Below are 18,233 nucleotides of genomic sequence, written 5' to 3'. Positions count from 1 at the left end.
TTTCGCGAGCAAGCCCGCTCCCACATTTGATCTGCAGTGTTCTTTAGAGCGGGGGCTTGGCGCGGCGGGCCTTGAAGAATTCGCTCAAGACCGTGCCGCACTCCTCGGCCAACACCCCACCTTCAAACAGCACTTTGTGATTGAGAAACCCCTGGGTAAAAAACTGCCCCTGGCTCTGCACAATCCCCGCCTTCGGCTCCAGCGCGCCGTACACCACCCGCGCCACCCGCGAATGCACGATCAAACCGGCGCACATGCTGCACGGTTCCAACGTCACGTACAGCGTGCTGCCCACCAGCCGATAGTTGCTGATGGCCTGCGCGGCATTGCGGATAGCGACCATTTCGGCGTGGGCGCTGGGGTCGTTGCCGCTGATCGGGCAATTGAAGCCACGGCCGATGATTTCGCCGTCCTGGACCAGCACCGCGCCTACCGGCACTTCACCCAAGGCTGCGCCCTGGGCAGCGAGGGCCAGGGCTTCGCGCATGAAGTCCTGGTCGCGGCTGCGGTCGATGATCGCGGTGGGGCGGAACTGGCGCATCACGCCACCTCGATGGCGGCCATCAGGCCGGTTTCCATGTGATCGATCACGTGGCAATGGAACATCCATACCCCCGGGTTATCTGCCACCAGCGCCACGCGGGCGCGTTCGTTCTTGCCCAACAGGTAAGTGTCGGTGAAGTACGGGATCACCTTGTGGCGGTTCGAGGCGATCACCTTGAAGCTCATGCCGTGCAGGTGGATCGGGTGCTGGTACTGGGTCATGTTCTTCAATTCGAAGATGTAGCTCTTGCCCTTCTCCAGCTTGGCGATGGGCCGGTCGGCGCAGGTCTTGTCAGTAATGTCCCAGGCCTGGCCGTTGATTTGCCACAGGCTGGGCGGCCGACCATCGTCGACGGAAACGGTGCCGACCCACTCGAAATTGAAGTTGAGCTTCTCGGCGTTGGCCAGGTCCGGCTCGGCAATCGGGTTGGCGGGCAATGCCGCTGGCCAGCCCGTCGGCGCATCGCTGTTGGCGACCGAGCGGAACGTGCCCAGGCGCACCGGGCCGTTGCGGATCGACAACTCTTCGCCGGCCGGCGGTGCCTTGATCGCCAGGCAGATGCGCATGCCCGGGCCCAGCCAGTATTCCTTGCCCAGCGGGCGCGGCTCGATGGGGTTGCCGTCCAGCGCGTAGATCTGCGCTTCGACGTCAGGGATGTTGATGCGATAAGTCAGGGTGTTGTCGAGGTTGAGCAAGCGCACGCGGGTGATCTGCCCAGCGGGCAAGTCGATCACCGCCTGGGACACGCCGTTGATCGTCGATAATCGCCCGGCAGTACCGCCACGCGCGGCCTCACGGGGTACGCTGAAAGCGACGAAGGCGCCCTCTTCGTCCACGTGCCAGCTTTTCAGGCTCAAGGTGCGTTCGTGTTTGAACCCGGTGGGCTCGCGCTCTTCAATGATCAGCGGGCCGACCAGGCCACGGCCGAGTTCTTCGCTGCTGTTCACATGGGGGTGATACCAGTAGCTGCCGGCGTCGGGCACACGGAATTTGTAGTCGAAGTACTCACCAGGCAAGACCGGCAACTGGGAGACGTAGGGCACACCGTCCATTTCCAACGGCAGGCGGATGCCGTGCCAATGAATGGTGGTGGCGACCGGCAGGTGGTTGATAAAGCGCACCCGCAGCCATTCGCCCTGGCGTACGCGCAACTCGGTGCCCGGCGCCGACGGGCCGAACGCCCAGGCCTCGGTCTTGTGGCCCGGCACCAGTTCCACGTCCAACGGCGCGGCGATCAGCTCGTAATCGTGGCCCGCTTCGGCCTCGGCGACCTTTCCCAGCCAGTAGCGGTAGGCGCCACCCGCACCGACGCCCACTACGGCCAGGCCTGCAAGGCCACCCAGGATTTGTCGACGGGAAAAGGATCGGGACACAACAACCTCACGTATCGGCCGCGGGCACAGGGCCTGCAAAGGGCAGATACGATACACCTGCATCGGCTAAACAGTAAGGCTTCGCATTGCCGCATGGCCGAATTCAATGGGTTTCGCTGGATGAACACCGCTCTAGACACACCAAAGATCAACTGTGGGAGCGGGCTTGTGTGGGAGCGGGCTTGCTCGCGAAAGCGGTGGGTCAGCCACAGATGTATCAACTGACAGACCGCATTCGCGAGCAAGCCCGCTCCCACATTTTTTTGATCTTCAGTGGTTTTTAGACTGTGTTGGTTCAGGCCTTGGCGGCAGCCAGGATCAGGGCTTTCATCTCGGCCACGGCGCCTTTGAAGCCGACGAACAGCGCATGCGCCACCAGCGCATGGCCGATGTTCAGCTCGTTGATACCCTTGATCGCCGCCACGGCTTCAACGTTGTGATAGTGCAGGCCGTGGCCGGCATTGACGATCAAACCTTCGCGCAGGCCGACGGCAACACCGTCGATGATGCGCTGCAATTCGTCAGCCACTTCGGTCGGCGTGGTGGCATCGGCATAACGGCCGGTGTGCAGCTCGATGGCCGGCGCACCGACGCGGCGCGAGGCTTCGATCTGGCGCTCGTCGGCATCGATGAACAGCGAGACTTCGCTGCCGATCTGCGACAGACGATCCACCGCCGCCTTGATCCGCGCCTCCTGGCCGGCAACGTCGAGGCCGCCTTCGGTGGTGAGTTCCTGGCGCGTTTCCGGGACCAGGCAAATGTGCGCCGGGCGGATGCGTTCGGCGAACGCCATCATTTCTTCGGTGACGCCCATTTCAAAGTTCATGCGGGTTTGCAGCACGTCCTTGAGCAGCAACACGTCGCGCTCCTGGATATGGCGACGGTCTTCGCGCAGGTGCACGGTGATGCCGTCGGCGCCCGCTTCTTCGGCGTCCAGCGCAGCCTTGACCGGGTCAGGGTAACGGGTGCCCCGGGCCTGGCGCAGGGTGGCGACGTGGTCGATGTTGACGCCAAGAAGAATGCGATTGCTGGTGGTCACGGAAGCGCTCCTGAAAAGGGAAAGAAACGCCGCACAGCATACACGGGGTTGTCAGGGCTTTCGAAACAACTCGCGACTGACCAGCGGCCGGCCGCCCAGATGCACGGCCAACGCTTGGCGCATCAGACGCTTGGCGGCGGACAACGCACCGGGGGCGCTCCAGTCGGCTTCGCTCATGGCCAGCAACTCGGTGCCCTGGAACAGGCCGGGTTGCAGCAGGTAGACGCGCTCCAGGCCGGCGTCGACTTGCAGGCGGTACATGCCGTCGGCGGCGATGGGCTCGCCGTGCAGGTCGTTGGCCAGTTCGAAGCCGTAGCCGAGGTCGTCGAGCAGGCGCCATTCGAACGCACGCAGCAAAGGCTCCAGGGGGCGGCCTTCGGCGAGGGCGAGCAGGGTCGCAGCGTAGTGATCGAAGACGGCTGGGTGCGGGTCTTCGGCGGGCAAGAGGCGGATCAGCAGTTCATTGAGGTAGAGGCCGCTGAAGAGGGCTTCGCCATTGAGCCAGGCGGAGGTGCCGACGCTTTCCAGGCGGCCGACGTTTTTCAGCTCGCCCTTGCCGCGAAATTCCACGTCCAGGGCCACAAACGGCCGTGCCTGCGTACCGGCCTTGCCCCGTGCACTGCGCAAGACGGCGCGCAGGCGGCCCTGGGGCGTGAGGAAGTCCACCAGGGCGCTGGTCTCGCGGTAGGCGCGGCTGTGCAGGACGTAGGCGGGTTGGCTGAGGGGTTGGGACATGGGGTCTCACTGCTGGAATGCATTGTTGAAAACTACACAAACCGAATGTGGGAGCGGGCTTGCTCGCGAATGCGGTGTGCCAGTCGACTTATCAGTGACTGATCCACCGCATTCGCGAGCAAGCCCGCTCCCACATTTTTAGTCCTGCGGTGTTCTTACAGGTCGCCGTAGCCCAGGGAGCGCAGTGCGCGTTCGTCGTCGGACCAGCCGCCTTTCACCTTCACCCACAGGTTGAGCATGATCTTGGAATCGAACAGCAATTCCATGTCCTTGCGCGCTTCGGTACCGATGCGCTTGATGCGCTCGCCCTTATCGCCAATGATGATTTTTTTCTGGCCATCACGCTCGACGAGAATCAGCGCATGGATATGCAAGGTCTTGCCCTGCTGCTTGAACTCTTCGATTTCGACGGTGATCTGGTACGGCAGTTCGGCGCCCATCTGGCGCATGATTTTCTCGCGCACCAGCTCGGCGGCCAGGAAGCGGCTGCTGCGGTCGGTGATCTGGTCTTCCGGGAAGAAGTGCTCGTTCTCCGGCAGATGCTCGGCGATCACGCGCTCCAGGGCTTCCAGGTTGTGACCGTGCTGGGCCGAGATCGGGATGATCTGGGCATTCGGCAGTTGTTCCTGCAACCAGCTCAGGTGCGGCATCAGCTCGGCTTTGTCTTCAATGCGGTCGGTCTTGTTCAGCGCGACGATCAACGGGCCGGTGACGTACTGCACACGTTCGAGGACCATCTGGTCTTCGTCGGTCCACTTGGTGCGGTCAACCACGAAGATCACCACGTCGACGTCTTTCAACGCCGCCGAAGCGGTCTTGTTCATGTAGCGGTTGAGGGCTTTCTCGCCGCCTTTGTGCATGCCCGGGGTATCGACGTAGACCGCTTGCACGGTGCCTTCGGTCTTGATGCCCAGCATGTTGTGGCGGGTGGTCTGCGGCTTGCGCGAGGTGATCGCGAGCTTCTGGCCGAGGATATGGTTCAGCAGCGTGGACTTGCCCACGTTCGGGCGGCCGACGATGGCAACATAGCCACAGCGTGTTGCGGTTGAATCAGTCATGGCCATTCTCCACGCCCAGGGCAATCAGTGCTGCAGCGGCCGCTACCTGTTCGGCAATACGACGGCTCACACCCTGACCTCGGCTTTTTTCGTTCAGTAAGGTGATTTCACATTCCACGAAGAACACGCGGCAATGGGGCTCACCCTGGATGTCCACCACTTCATAGCGTGGCAGTTCGCAACCGCGCGATTGCAGGAATTCCTGCAGGCGGGTCTTGGGATCTTTGTTGGTGTCGACCAGCGTCAGGCTCTCGATCTCGGAGGTCAGCCAGGCGGTGACGCGCTCCTTGGCCGCTTCCATGCCGGCGTCGAGATAGATCGCACCGATCAGCGCTTCTAGAGCGTCGGCCAGGATCGACTCACGGCGGAAACCGCCGCTCTTCAACTCGCCGGAGCCCAGGCGCAGGTACTCGCCCAGGCCGAAACCGCGGGCCAGCACGGCCAGGGTCTCGCCCTTCACCAGGCGTGCACGCAGGCGCGACAACTGGCCTTCACGGGCTTGGGGGAAACGCTCGAACAGCGCTTCACCGGCGACGAAATTGAGGATGGCATCACCGAGGAATTCCAGGCGTTCGTTGTTACGCCCTGCAAAGCTGCGGTGTGTGAGGGCAAGGACCATCAATTCCTGGTCCTTGAAGGTGTAGCCGAGCTGGCGCTCGAGACGTGCTAGAGAAACGGTCACGGTTTACCCATATCTGTGTGGTGGCACCGGCGGCCATCGACGATTGACGCAGTGTTCAAATTCAAATCCTGGTTGGTGCTGCATGAGGCCGGACATTTGTCCAAGCCCCAGAAAAGCATTCGGCGCTGTGTTCACAGCGCCGCCTGTATTACTTGATCAGCCCGACTCGCGAGAAGTTCGGCAGGTGGCTGAGTTTGGACTCCGGCCAGCTCATCCAGACCGCGAAGGCCTTGCCGACGATGTTCTCGTCGGGAACCATGCCCAGCATGTCCTTGGGAATGTTGGGATCGTTCCAATAACGGCTGTCATTGGAGTTGTCACGGTTGTCGCCCATCATGAAGTAGTGCCCGGCCGGCACTTTCCACTCGCCATCAGGCTGGCGGTAGCGCGACATTTCCTTGCGGATCTGGTGCTCCACCGCGCCGAGTTTCTCCTGGTACAGCTCGGCGCTGCCCAGGGAGTTCGGCTCGGAGCCGATCAGCTTTTCAGCCACCGACTCACCGTTGATGAACAGGCGCTTGTCGCCGGTGTAGCGGATCACGTCGCCCGGCAGGCCGATCACACGCTTGATGTAGTTGACGTTCGGGTCGCTCGGGAAGCGGAACACCATCACATCGCCGCGCTGCGGGTCGCCGACTTCAATGACCTTCTTGTCGATCACCGGCAGGCGGATGCCGTAGGCAAACTTGTTCACCAGGATGAAGTCGCCAACATCCAGGGTAGGCTTCATCGACCCCGAAGGGATCTGGAACGGCTCCACCAGGAACGAGCGCAGCACCAGCACGATGAACAGTACCGGGAAGAACGACTTGCCGTATTCAACCAGCAAAGGCTCTTTGTTCAGCTTCTCGACCACCACCGCATCGGGCTGGCTGACGCTGCCCTGATAGGATGCGATAGCCGCCCGCCGACGCGGGGCGAAGAACACCAGATCGAGCAATGCCAGAAGACCACAGACGGCAACGGCGATGACCAGCAACAGCGGGAAATTTAGTGACATAGGACCTAACTATCCAACCTGAGCACCGCAAGGAAGGCTTCTTGTGGAATTTCCACGTTGCCCACTTGCTTCATGCGTTTTTTACCGGCCTTTTGCTTCTCAAGCAGCTTGCGCTTACGGCTTACGTCACCGCCGTAGCATTTGGCCAGTACGTTCTTTCTGAGAGCCTTGACGGAGGTCCGCGCAATGATCTGCCCGCCAATGGCGGCCTGGATCGCGACGTCGAACATCTGGCGCGGAATCAGTTCTTTCATCTTCTCGGTCAACTGGCGACCTTTGTAGTGCGCGTTGTCCTTGTGCACGATGAGTGCCAGGGCATCGACCTTATCGCCGTTGATCAGCACATCCAGTTTCACCAGATTAGCCGATTGATAACGATCGAAATGGTAATCCAGCGAAGCATAGCCGCGACTGGTGGATTTGAGACGGTCGAAGAAGTCCAGGACCACTTCGTTCATCGGCAAATCATAGGTCACTTGGACCTGGGTACCGAGGAACAGCATGTCGTGCTGCACGCCACGTTTTTCGATACACAGGGTGATGACGTTGCCCAGGTGTTCCTGCGGCACCAGGATATTGGCGCGCACAATCGGCTCGCGCATGTCTTCGATGGAAGACAGGTCTGGGAGCTTGGACGGGTTGTCGACGTAAATCGTTTCACCGGTTTTCAGCGCCAGCTCAAAAATAACCGTTGGCGCGGTGGTGATCAGGTCCAGGTCGTATTCACGCTCCAGGCGCTCCTGGATGATCTCCATGTGCAGCATGCCCAGGAACCCGCAACGGAAGCCGAAGCCCAGGGCGTCGGAGCTTTCCGGGGTGTACTGCAACGACGAGTCGTTGAGGGTCAGCTTTTGCAGGGCTTCGCGGAAGTCTTCGAAGTCATCGGAGCTGACCGGGAACAGGCCGGCGTAAACCTGCGGCTGGATGCGCTTGAAGCCGGGCAGCACGTCAACGTCCGGCGTCGAGCTCAAGGTCAGGGTGTCACCCACCGGGGCCCCGTGAATGTCCTTGATACCGGCAATGATGAAGCCTACTTCACCGGCTTTCAGATCGGTGGTCGCCGTGTGCTTGGGGTTGAACACACCAACGCTGTCCACCAGGTGGATCTTGCCGGTGGATTTGACCAGGATCTTGTCGCCCTTCTTCACGCGGCCGTGGCGCACGCGGACCAGGGACACAACGCCCAGGTAGTTGTCGAACCAGGAGTCGATGATCAACGCTTGCAGCGGATCTTCGTAGTTGCCGGTCGGCGCGGGAATGGTCTTGACCAGGCGCTCGAGCACTTCGTCGACGCCCAGGCCGGTCTTGGCGCTGCACTCGACGGCGTCGGTGGCGTCAATGCCGATGATTTTTTCGATTTCTTCCTTGACGCGGTCCGGATCGGCCTGTGGCAGGTCGATCTTGTTCAGCACCGGCATCACTTCCAGGCCTTGCTCGATCGCGGTGTAGCAGTTGGCAACGGACTGGGCTTCAACACCCTGGCCGGCGTCCACCACCAGCAAGGCGCCTTCGCAGGCGGCCAGCGAGCGGCTGACTTCGTAGGTGAAGTCTACGTGGCCGGGGGTGTCAATGAAGTTCAGCTGGTACTTGATACCGTCTTTTGCGGTGTAGTACAGGGTAACGCTATGGGCCTTGATGGTGATGCCGCGTTCACGCTCGAGGTCCATGGAGTCCAGGACCTGGGCTTCCATTTCACGCTCGGCAAGGCCACCGCACATTTGGATGAACCGGTCGGCCAGCGTCGACTTGCCATGGTCAATGTGGGCGATGATGGAGAAATTGCGGATATGACTCAAATCACTCACGGATCAACACTCAAAAAGGCTGCAGGCAGATTGCCCGTTGAAAAATAGCCGGGAATTGTACCTGATGCTCAGGCCAGACGTCATCTTTGCTGACCAGAACAAAAATGCCCCGATCTCTCGACCGGGGCATGTTTTGATCATAAGCGCTCTATCAACCGGCCCGGCGCAATAGCCAGAACCCGGCCAGGGCGCAGATACCAGTGGGCACCAGCACCGCAAACAGCGGCGAGAAGCCGAACACCAGGCTCGAAGGGCCGAGCAGGTCCTGGGCGATGCGGAAGGTAAAGCCCACCAGCACGCCGGTAAAGACGCGCTGGCCAAGGGTCACGGAGCGCAGCGGGCCGAAGATGAACGAGATCGCCATCAACACCAGCGCGGCAGTGACCACCGGCTGCAGCACCTTGACCCAGAATGCCAGCCAGTAGCGACCGTTGTTCAGGCCCTGGTCCTTCAAGTAGTGGATGTAACCCCAAAGCCCGGAGATCGGCAGGCTTTCGGGGATCATCACCACGGTATTGAGCAGTTCCGGCTTGAGGGCGATGTCCCACTCCTCGGCCGGCACATTGATCACTTCAGTACTGGCCTTGGTGCCTTGCCCTGCATTGCGGAAATGCGTGGTGGTGACATCGCTCAGCTGCCATTTCTCGGCGTTGTACTGCGCGCGCTTGGCAAAGCTCGACATCAGCAGATGGCGTTCCTTGTCAAAGGTATAACGTGTCACACCAATCAACAGGCCGCCGGGCTGCACGGCGTTGATGTGGATGAACTCGTCACCCTGGCGGTGCCACAGGCCATGCTTGGAGCTTTGTGCGTCGCCCGACCCCTGGGCCAGGGCGCGGTTGGCCTGGGCCGTGGTTTCGGCCGGCGGCGCAACGTATTCACCGATCAGCACGCTGCACAGCATCAGCAGCAGCATCGGCTTCATCACCGCCCAGACAATACGGCCGATGGACACACCGGCGGCGCGCATGATGGTCAGTTCGCTGTTGCTGGCCAGGCTGCCCAGGCCGATCAGGCAACCGATCAGCGCGGCCATCGGCATCATGTCGTAGAGGCGGCGCGGCGCGGTGAGGGCCACGTAGCTCATCACGTCCCATACGGTATAGGTGTCGCTGACGTTGCCGACTTCATCGATAAAGGCGAACAACGACGCCAACCCAAGGATGATGCCCAATACCGCCAGGATGGCGATCAGTACGCTGCTACCAATGTAGCGATCGAGCTTAGCCACGAGCCAACTCCTTCTGGCCACGACGGCTCAACATTTTCAGACGGATAGGTTCCCAGTAGAGCAGCCCCAGGCCGATCACCAGGAAGATCCCATGCACCCACCACAGGCCCAGGGTCGGCGACAGCTTGCCCTTCTCCAGGGAACCACGGGCGGAAATCAGGATGGTCAGGTACGCCATGTACAGCAGGATCGCCGGCAACAGCTTGAGGAATCGGCCCTGGCGCGGGTTGACGCGTGACAGCGGCACTGCCATCAAGGTCACGATAAACACCAGCAGCGGCAGGGAGATGCGCCATTGCAGCTCGGCAATGGAACGCAGTTCCTTGCTGCCGAGCAGTTCCGTGGTGGGGATGGCGTCACGGTCGGTGACTTCGTCGCTGACGTCCGGACGGGCCAGCAGCACGCCGTAGGTGTCGTACTTGATCGCACGGTAATCGGCCATGCCGGGGCTGCCGTCATAGCGATAGCCGTTTTCCAGGATCAGGTAGCGGCTGCCATCGGGGCGCACTTCCTGGCGGCCTGAGTCGGCCACCAGCACGGAAATACCGCGGTCTTTCTTGTCCTGGCCCAGGCGCTTCTCGGAGATGAATACGCCGCCGAGGTTGGCACGGTTTTCGGTCATGGTTTCGGTGTAGGTCACGCGGGTGCCGTCGCTGAGTGCCTGGAAGCGGCCCGGTTCGAGGGTGTCGAACTCGGTCATCGCGTCCTGCTTGTTCAGCACCAGCTGGAACTGCATGGCGCCCTGGGGGGCCAGGCTCAGGCTCAGCCAGGCGACGATCAGCGCGACACCGGCGGCCGGGATCATGGTCATGCCCAGCAGGCGTTGCTGGCTCATGCCGGTGGCCGAAAGCACGGTCATTTCACTTTCGAGGTACAGGCGACCGTACGCCAGCAGGATCCCGAGAAACAGGCCCAGCGGCAGGATCAGTTGCAGGAACCCCGGCAGGCGAAAGCCCATGATCAGGAACAGCGAGCCCGGATCCAGCGCGCCAGAGGCGGCCTGGGCGAGGTATTTGACGAAACGACCACTCATGATGATGACCAGCAACACCGCGCTCACGGCACTCAGGGTCAACAGGACTTCGCGGGACAGATAACGGAAGACGATCAAACCAGACACTCCAGGGTTGTCAGGCTAAGGCGGCCAAACAAGCAAGCATACCAGTCGACCCGTTTGCACAGGCCGGCTAAAAAGATGGCGCATTATCCTGTGATTGGCCGCGCCTGTCACGGAGCATGCTCAACCACGTGGACAAAGCTTACACCAAGGGTTGTCAGGCTCCGCCGCCGAGGTTCAAACTGCGGCCTTTGTCGCGGGCGGTTTATACAGCCGCCAAGCTTTAAAGCCGGCGTACAGACGCCCGGCTCTTTGACCTTTATAAGGGACCCGAAAATGGAATTGGTTGTAAAAAGCGTTAGCCCCGAAACGTTGAAAACCGCCACCCTCGTGGTCGCCATCGGCGAAGGCCGCAAGCTCGGCGTCGCTGCCAAGCAAGTCGACGAACTGAGCGGCGGCGCCATCAGCGCGATCCTCAAGCGCGGCGACCTGGCGGGCAAAGTCGGCCAGAGCCTGCTACTGCAAAGCCTGCCAAACCTGAAAGCCGACCGCGTATTGCTGGTGGGCGTGGGCAAGGACGCCGAGCTGGGCGACCGTCCGTTCCGCAAGATCATCAGCGGCATCCTCACCACCCTCAAAGGCCTGGGCGGCGGTGATGCCACGCTGGCGCTGGATGAAGTGGTGGTCAAGGGCCGAGACAGCTACGGCAAGACCCGCCTGCTGGCCGAAAGCCTGGTGGACGGCGGCTATATCTTCGACCAGTTCAAGAGCACCAAGGCCGAACCCCGCGCCCTGAAGAAGATCACCCTGCTGACCATCAAGGCCGCCCAGGCTGAAGTGCAGCGCGCCGTGACCCACGCCACCGCAATCGCCAACGGCATGTCGTTCACCCGCGACCTGGGCAACCTGCCGCCGAACATCTGCCACCCAACCTTCCTCGGCGAACAGGCCAAGGCGCTGGGCAAGGAATTCAAGGGCCTGAAAGTCGAAGTTCTGGATGAGAAGAAGATCAAGGAACTGGGCATGGGCTCGTTCTATGCCGTGGGCCAGGGCAGCGACCAGCCGCCACGCCTGATCGTGATGCAATACAACGGCGGCAAAAAGGCCGACAAACCTTACGCCCTGGTCGGCAAAGGCATCACCTTCGACACCGGCGGCATCAGCCTCAAGCCAGGCGCCGGCATGGATGAAATGAAGTACGACATGGGCGGCGCCGCCAGCGTGTTCGGCACCCTGCGTGCGGTGCTGGAGCTCAAGCTGCCGATCAACCTGGTGTGCATCCTGGCCTGTGCCGAGAACATGCCAAGTGGCGGCGCGGCGCGTCCGGGCGACATCGTCACCACCATGAGCGGCCAGACCGTCGAGATCCTCAACACCGACGCCGAAGGCCGCCTGGTGCTATGCGATGCCCTGACCTACGCCGAGCGCTTCAAGCCGCAAGCCGTGATCGACATCGCCACCCTGACCGGCGCGTGCATCGTCGCTCTGGGCTCCCACACCTCGGGCCTGTTGGGCAACAACGACGAGCTGATCGAACAACTGCTCAGCGCCGGCAAGGCCGCCGACGACCGCGCCTGGCAACTGCCGCTGTTCGATGAGTACCAGGAACAGCTGGACAGCCCGTTCGCCGACATCGCCAACATCGGCGGCCCGAAAGCCGGCACCATTACCGCAGCCTGCTTCCTGTCGCGCTTTGCCAAGAACTTCAACTGGGCGCACCTGGACATCGCCGGCACGGCCTGGACCAGCGGCGGCAAGGACAAGGGCGCCACTGGCCGCCCGGTTCCATTGCTGACCCAGTACCTGCTGGATCGCGCAAAAGCCTGAAAATGAGAACGCCAGGGCGGCTTTTACACAACCGCCCTGGGTTCCAGGAACCACAATGACCCAAGTCGACTTCTATATATTGCCCAGCGCCGACCCGCTCGCGCGCCTGGACTTTGCCTGCAAACTCACTGAAAAAGCCTGGCGCATGGGTCACCGCATCTACCTGCATTGCAGCGATGCGGCCCAACGCGACGAGCTGGATGCCCGCCTGTGGCGTTTCAAGGGCGAAAGCTTCGTGCCCCACGGCCCCGCCGAGTCAGAACCCGAAAGCCTGGTGGTCCTGGGCTTGGGCGACAACTGCGGCGATCACCATGACCTGCTGGTCAACCTGGACCTGAAAGTGCCGCCGTTCGCCAAGGCGTTTGCCCGCGTGGCAGAGGTGGTGGTGGAAGAGCCGGCTATTCGTCAGGCGGCGCGGGAGAGTTTCCGTTTCTATCGCGAACAGGGCTATCCTTTGCAGGATCACCGGCTACAACGACTTTGAGTAAATGATGGACACCCCCAACTCGGTAAAAAAAGACGACCACCTGCTGGACGACCTGGAGTCGATCCGCCAGTTGCTCGGTGACGACGGCCTGCAACCGCCACTGCTGACCGACTCGGTCGATGCAGAGGTACAGATTCCGCTGTTGTTCGATATGGTCGGCACCAAGCCCGCTGCGCCGGAGCCGGTTGCCGCTGCTGTCGAGCCCGCCCCCGCCGAAAAAGGCCAGGATGCCCTGCTGCTGCACCTGGACAACGAACTGCGTGCCGCCGCGCAACTGATCATGCAAGACGTCATCGACGACTTCGCCCCGCATATCGAAACCGAGATCAAGCGTCGGCTGGATGCGCGGATGGAGCGGTTGCTCGCTGCAGCGACAAGTAACTAGCTACAAGCCACAAGTAAAAGCTCCCCGCTCCACTTGCAGCTGATAGCTTGTAGCTTGCAGCTGCTCCCCCCCGCTATACTTGCCGGCTTTCCTGAATAAATGCCAACTAGGGTCCCGCCGCGCATGGATAAGACCTACCAGCCGCACGCTATCGAAACTTCCTGGTACAACACCTGGGAATCCGAGAATTATTTCGCCCCGCAAGGCGCGGGCGATTCCTACACCATCATGATCCCGCCACCGAACGTCACTGGCAGCCTGCACATGGGCCATGGCTTCAACAATGCGATCATGGATGCGTTGATCCGTTTCCGCCGCATGCAGGGTCGCGACACCCTGTGGCAGCCGGGCACCGACCACGCCGGTATCGCCACGCAGATGCTGGTGGAACGCCAACTCGAAGCCACCGGCCAGAGCCGTCACGACCTGGGTCGCGAGAAATTCCTGGAAAAAGTCTGGGAATGGAAAGACCAGTCCGGCGGCAACATCAGCCGTCAGATCCGTCGCCTCGGCTCGTCCGTAGACTGGAGCCGCGAGCGCTTCACCATGGACGACGGCCTGTCGGAAGCCGTGAAAGAAGCCTTCGTGCGCCTGCATGAAGACGGCCTGATCTACCGCGGCAAACGCCTGGTCAACTGGGACACCAAGCTGCACACGGCGATTTCCGACCTCGAAGTGGAAAACCACGACGAAAAAGGCTTCCTGTGGAACCTCAAGTACCCCCTGGCCGACGGTGCCAAGACTGCTGAGGGCAACGACTACCTGATCGTCGCCACCACCCGTCCGGAAACCATGCTCGGCGACGCCGCCGTGGCCGTTAACCCGAACGATGAGCGCTACCAGGCACTGATCGGCAAGTTCGTCGAGCTGCCGCTGGTTGGCCGCCGCATCCCGATCATCGCGGACGATTACTGCGACCCGGAATTCGGCACCGGCTGTGTGAAAATCACCCCAGCCCACGATTTCAACGACTACGAAGTCGGCAAGCGCCATAACCTGCCGCTGCTGAACATCTTCGACAAAAACGCCGCCGTATTGCCGGCCTGCCAGGTGTTCAACCTGGATGGCACGTTGAACGACAGCATCGACGGCAAGATCCCGGCCGAATACGCCGGTCTCGACCGTTTCGAAGCGCGCAAGCAGATCGTTGCCGCCTTCGACGCTGCCGGCCTGCTGGTCAGCGTTGACGACCACGGCCTGAAAGTGCCGAAGGGCGACCGCTCCGGCACCATCATCGAGCCGTGGCTGACCGACCAGTGGTACGTGTCTACCAAGCCGTTGGCCGAGCCTGCGATTGCTGCCGTGGAAGATGGCCGCATCCAGTTCGTGCCGAAACAGTACGAAAACATGTACTTCTCGTGGATGCGCGACATCCAGGATTGGTGCATCAGCCGTCAACTGTGGTGGGGCCACCGTATTCCGGCCTGGTACGACGAGTCGGGCAAGGTCTATGTAGGCCGCGACGAAGCCGAAGTGCGTGCCAAGCACAACCTCGGTGCCGACGTTGCGCTGCAACAGGACAACGACGTACTGGACACCTGGTTCAGCTCGGGCCTGTGGACGTTCTCCACCCTGGGCTGGCCGCAACAGACCGAATTCCTGAAGAAATTCCACTCCACCGACGTGCTGGTCACCGGCTTCGACATCATTTTCTTCTGGGTCGCCCGGATGATCATGCTGACCATGCACCTGGTGAAGAACGAGGACGGCACGCCGCAGGTTCCGTTCAAGACCGTGTACGTGCACGGCCTGGTGCGTGACGGCCAGGGCCAGAAGATGTCCAAGTCCAAGGGCAACGTCCTGGACCCGTTGGACATCATCGACGGCATCGACCTGGAAACCCTGGTACAAAAACGTACCTCGGGCCTGATGCAGCCGAAACTGGCGAAGAAGATCGAGAAGCAGACCCGCGATGAGTTCGCCGACGGCATCGCCAGCTATGGCACCGACGCCCTGCGCTTCACCTTCTGCTCGCTGGCGTCCACCGGTCGCGACATCAAGTTCGACATGGGCCGCGTCGAAGGCTATCGCAACTTCTGCAACAAGATCTGGAACGCCGCGCGCTACGTGCTGGACAAAGGCGAAGACTGCGGCCAGAACGGCGAAGCCGTCGAACTGTCCCTGGCGGATCGCTGGATCATCTCGCAATTGCAGCGCACCGAAGCCGAAGTGACCCGCCAACTCGACCAGTTCCGTTTCGACCTGGCCGCACAAGCCTTGTACGAGTTCATCTGGAACCAGTACTGCGACTGGTACCTGGAACTGTCCAAGCCTGTGCTGTGGGACGAAAACGCGCCGATCGAACGTCAGCGTGGCACCCGTCGCACCCTGGTGCGCGTGCTGGAAGTGGCCCTGCGCCTGGCGCATCCGTTCATGCCGTTCATCACCGAAGAAATCTGGCAGCGCCTCGCGCCGCTGGCCGGTATCGAAGGCAAGACCATCATGCTGCAACCTTGGCCGGTGGCCAACGAAGCGCGCATCGATGAGGCGGCCGAAAGCGATATCGAATGGCTCAAGACCCTGATGCTTGGCACGCGCAACATCCGCGCCGAGATGAACATCGGGCCGGGCAAGCCATTGGCGGTGTTTGTGAAGAACGCCAGTGCCGAAGACCAGCGTCGTCTCGCCGAAAACGATGCGCTGCTCAAGAAGCTGGCGAAGCTGGAGTCGATTACGGTATTGGCTACCGACGCCGAAGCGCCGCTGTCCGCCACCGCACTGGTCGGCGAGATGGAAGTGCTGGTGCCGATGGCTGGCCTGATCGACAAGGGCGCGGAACTGGCTCGACTCGACAAGGAAATTGCGCGCCTGCAAGGCGAAGTGCAGCGTGTGGGCGGCAAGCTGTCCAACGCGGCGTTCGTCGACAAGGCTCCGGCCGAAGTGATCGACAAAGAACGCGCCAAGTTGGCCGAGGCTGAACAGGCCCTGGGCAAGCTGGCGGAGCAACATGCGCGGATTTCCAGCCTGTAAGGTGGATTCCCTGTAGAAAAGAGGCCTTCGGGCCTCTTTTTTTTGGCCTGAAAACCCAATCGATGTGGGAGCGGGCTTGCTCGCGAATGCAGTGTGTCAGGCACTGCATCTGTTTCTGATGTACCGCATTCGCGAGCAAGCCCGCTCCTACATTTAACCGAGTTCACCCTGAGAATGTGTGACAATGCCCGTCACTTTGAGCCAACACCAGAATCATCATGACCGCCCCCAGCACACCCAAGCCTGCACGCAAGAAGCCTAAAACCGCCGCCACGGCCAAGCCCGTCGCGCCGCGCAAAGAGGCTACCCTGCACCCGCGCAACCGCCACACAGGCCGTTACGACTTCCCGGCGCTGATCAAGACCACGCCGGAACTGGCGAAATTCGTGATCATCAATCCGTATGGCAAAGAGAGCATCGACTTCGCCAGCCCGGATGCGGTGCGGGTGTTCAACCGGGCGCTGCTCAAATCCTTCTATGGCATCCAGCATTGGGACATCCCGGCCGATTACCTGTGCCCGCCGGTGCCGGGGCGTGCGGACTACGTGCACTTCCTCGCTGACCTGTTGGCCAGCAACAACGACGGCAAGGTCCCGCGCGGCTCGATCATCAAGGTGCTGGACATCGGCATGGGCGCCAACTGCGTCTACCCGCTGATTGGCTACATGGAGTACCGCTGGACCTTCCTCGGCTCGGAGGTCGACCCTACCGCCGTGGCCGCCGCCAAGGCCATCGTGCAGTCCAACGACCTGAGCAAGGTCATCCAGCTGCGCCAGCAACCCAACCCCAAGCAGATCCTGCTGGGCTTGCTGGAGCCGGGTGAGCGTTTTGACCTGACCATGTGCAACCCGCCGTTCCACGCGTCCATGGACGAAGCCACCAAGGGCAGCGAGCGTAAATGGCGCGCCCTGGGCAAGGCCGATCCCAAGCGCAAGTTGCCGGTACTGAACTTCGGTGGCCAATCGGCCGAATTGTGGTGTGAAGGCGGCGAAGCGCGTTTTGTGACGCAGTTGATCGCCGAGAGTGCGCATTTTGCCCACAAGGTGTTGTGGTTCAGCACCCTGGTGTCAAAGGCGTCGAACCTGCCTGCCATCGAGACCGCGCTGAAAAAAGCCGGCGTGCTGGAAAGCCAGGTAGTGGAGATGTCCCAGGGGCAAAAACAAAGCCGCTTTGTGGCCTGGACCTTCCAGACCAAGAACGAGCAGCAGATCTGGCGCCAGCGCTGGGCCCGCGACTAACTGTAGTGAGCGGGCTTGCCCCGCGCTGGGGGGCGAAGCCGCCCCAAATCCCGTCACCTCGGTTTTCCTGACACACCGCGGCGGACCGTTTTAGGGCGGCTTCGCCCCCCAGCGCGGGGCAAGCCCGCTCACTACAGGGCCTCTACAAATCGCAGGCAACAAAAAACCGTGCCCGGATCGCTCCGGAGCACGGTTTTTTTTGCTGCGTCTTACTTGTTAACAGCGTCGGTCAGGCCTTTGGCCACAACCAGCTTGATAACTTTCTTGGCAGCGATTTCGATGGCAGCGCCAGTCGAAGGGTTACGGCCAGTACGGGCAGGACGCTCGGTCACTTTCAGTTTGCCAACGCCTGGCAGAGTGATTTCGCCGCCGTTTTCCAGCTGGTCAGCAACAACTTGGCTCAGTTGGTCCAGCAGAGCGCGCACGGTGGTTTTCGGTGCGTCTACTGCTTCAGCCAGGTCAGCGATCAGTTGGTCTTTAGTAATAGCCATTGTGGTGTTCCTTCCCTATCAAATTCATATGGATTGCAGAGTGCAGTGTCAGCCGTCGAGCCCGACCGTCTAGGTCTGGCACCCCAGGCTATAACCGCGAAGATCGGGGTTATAGATGCTTGAAACGGGGATTGGTTCGACCTGACAGATGCTGAATGCACGCTTAACGCCGAGACTTGGCGTAAGACGGGGCAAAACTAGCACAGAGACGGGGAAATATCCGCTTCTACCTACCCATTTGGTCAGCTTTATCGCTCTAAACCGTGAAAAAATGGCATATGCCATGTCGGAGAGCGGCAAAACCGCCTTGA

The 18,233-nt window shown here is 61.2% G+C and carries 16 protein-coding genes; 5 read left to right on the top strand and 11 right to left on the bottom strand.

What is annotated here, in order from left to right; all coding sequences use genetic code 11:
- Nucleotides 1-43: 43 nt before the first annotated feature.
- The 10 genes from tadA to lptF all read right to left on the bottom strand — a co-directional run bounded on the left by tadA (nucleotide 44) and on the right by lptF (nucleotide 10,578).
- Nucleotides 44-541, bottom strand: coding sequence for a tRNA adenosine(34) deaminase TadA (gene tadA / locus AC3ISR_RS05370; protein WP_192297437.1), 498 nt, complete (start codon nucleotides 539-541; stop codon nucleotides 44-46).
- On the bottom strand, nucleotides 541-1,917 hold the full coding sequence (locus tag AC3ISR_RS05365; protein ID WP_463983286.1) for a multicopper oxidase family protein: 1,377 nt from the start codon (nucleotides 1,915-1,917) through the stop codon (nucleotides 541-543). The genes tadA and AC3ISR_RS05365 overlap by 1 nt, the downstream gene beginning before the upstream one ends.
- A gap of 295 nt (nucleotides 1,918-2,212) precedes the next feature.
- Nucleotides 2,213-2,956, bottom strand: a complete 744-nt coding sequence (pdxJ, locus tag AC3ISR_RS05360; protein ID WP_135287580.1) for a pyridoxine 5'-phosphate synthase — start codon at nucleotides 2,954-2,956, stop codon at nucleotides 2,213-2,215.
- Nucleotides 2,957-3,007: 51 nt separating this feature from the next.
- A complete protein-coding gene (gene recO, locus AC3ISR_RS05355) occupies nucleotides 3,008-3,691 on the bottom strand; it encodes a DNA repair protein RecO (RefSeq protein WP_135287579.1) in 684 nt (227 codons plus the stop codon).
- Nucleotides 3,692-3,846: 155 nt separating this feature from the next.
- Nucleotides 3,847-4,749: a GTPase Era gene (gene era / locus AC3ISR_RS05350; RefSeq protein WP_038851274.1), complete on the bottom strand. Its 903-nt coding sequence runs from the start codon at nucleotides 4,747-4,749 to the stop codon at nucleotides 3,847-3,849.
- Nucleotides 4,742-5,431 (bottom strand): ribonuclease III, encoded by a 690-nt coding sequence (gene rnc / locus AC3ISR_RS05345; protein ID WP_012722401.1) that lies wholly within the window; start codon nucleotides 5,429-5,431, stop codon nucleotides 4,742-4,744. Before rnc ends, era begins: the two co-directional genes overlap by 8 nt.
- A gap of 148 nt (nucleotides 5,432-5,579) precedes the next feature.
- Complete coding sequence (gene lepB / locus AC3ISR_RS05340; RefSeq protein ID WP_192297441.1) at nucleotides 5,580-6,431, bottom strand: signal peptidase I; 852 nt, start codon at nucleotides 6,429-6,431, stop codon at nucleotides 5,580-5,582.
- A 5-nt stretch (nucleotides 6,432-6,436) separates the two neighbouring features.
- Nucleotides 6,437-8,236: a translation elongation factor 4 gene (gene lepA, locus AC3ISR_RS05335; RefSeq protein WP_003210439.1), complete on the bottom strand. Its 1,800-nt coding sequence runs from the start codon at nucleotides 8,234-8,236 to the stop codon at nucleotides 6,437-6,439.
- A 151-nt stretch (nucleotides 8,237-8,387) separates the two neighbouring features.
- Complete coding sequence (gene lptG / locus AC3ISR_RS05330) at nucleotides 8,388-9,467, bottom strand: LPS export ABC transporter permease LptG (protein ID WP_226457807.1); 1,080 nt, start codon at nucleotides 9,465-9,467, stop codon at nucleotides 8,388-8,390.
- Nucleotides 9,460-10,578: an LPS export ABC transporter permease LptF gene (gene lptF / locus AC3ISR_RS05325; RefSeq protein WP_192297445.1), complete on the bottom strand. Its 1,119-nt coding sequence runs from the start codon at nucleotides 10,576-10,578 to the stop codon at nucleotides 9,460-9,462. Before lptF ends, lptG begins: the two co-directional genes overlap by 8 nt.
- 282 nt (nucleotides 10,579-10,860) lie before the next feature.
- On the opposite strand from lptF, the gene AC3ISR_RS05320 reads away from it, so the two are divergent.
- The 5 genes from AC3ISR_RS05320 to rlmF all read left to right on the top strand — a co-directional run bounded on the left by AC3ISR_RS05320 (nucleotide 10,861) and on the right by rlmF (nucleotide 17,431).
- Nucleotides 10,861-12,351: a leucyl aminopeptidase gene (locus tag AC3ISR_RS05320; RefSeq protein ID WP_192297446.1), complete on the top strand. Its 1,491-nt coding sequence runs from the start codon at nucleotides 10,861-10,863 to the stop codon at nucleotides 12,349-12,351.
- A 55-nt stretch (nucleotides 12,352-12,406) separates the two neighbouring features.
- Entirely contained in the window at nucleotides 12,407-12,835 is a 429-nt protein-coding gene (locus tag AC3ISR_RS05315; RefSeq protein WP_463983285.1) for a DNA polymerase III subunit chi, read from the top strand.
- Nucleotides 12,836-12,842: 7 nt separating this feature from the next.
- Nucleotides 12,843-13,223 (top strand): DNA polymerase III subunit chi, encoded by a 381-nt coding sequence (locus AC3ISR_RS05310; protein WP_463983284.1) that lies wholly within the window; start codon nucleotides 12,843-12,845, stop codon nucleotides 13,221-13,223.
- A gap of 123 nt (nucleotides 13,224-13,346) precedes the next feature.
- A complete protein-coding gene (locus AC3ISR_RS05305; RefSeq protein WP_463983283.1) occupies nucleotides 13,347-16,193 on the top strand; it encodes a valine--tRNA ligase in 2,847 nt (948 codons plus the stop codon).
- Between the two features lie 218 nt (nucleotides 16,194-16,411).
- Nucleotides 16,412-17,431, top strand: coding sequence for a 23S rRNA (adenine(1618)-N(6))-methyltransferase RlmF (gene rlmF / locus AC3ISR_RS05300; RefSeq protein WP_192297455.1), 1,020 nt, complete (start codon nucleotides 16,412-16,414; stop codon nucleotides 17,429-17,431).
- Between the two features lie 209 nt (nucleotides 17,432-17,640).
- Here the strand turns inward: rlmF and AC3ISR_RS05295 are convergent, their stop codons facing one another.
- Nucleotides 17,641-17,922: an HU family DNA-binding protein gene (locus AC3ISR_RS05295; protein WP_003188840.1), complete on the bottom strand. Its 282-nt coding sequence runs from the start codon at nucleotides 17,920-17,922 to the stop codon at nucleotides 17,641-17,643.
- Nucleotides 17,923-18,233 lie beyond the last annotated feature (311 nt).

This window comes from Pseudomonas sp. GL_117 (assembly GCF_057835125.1).
This window is presented reverse-complemented; position numbering and strand designations above follow the sequence as displayed.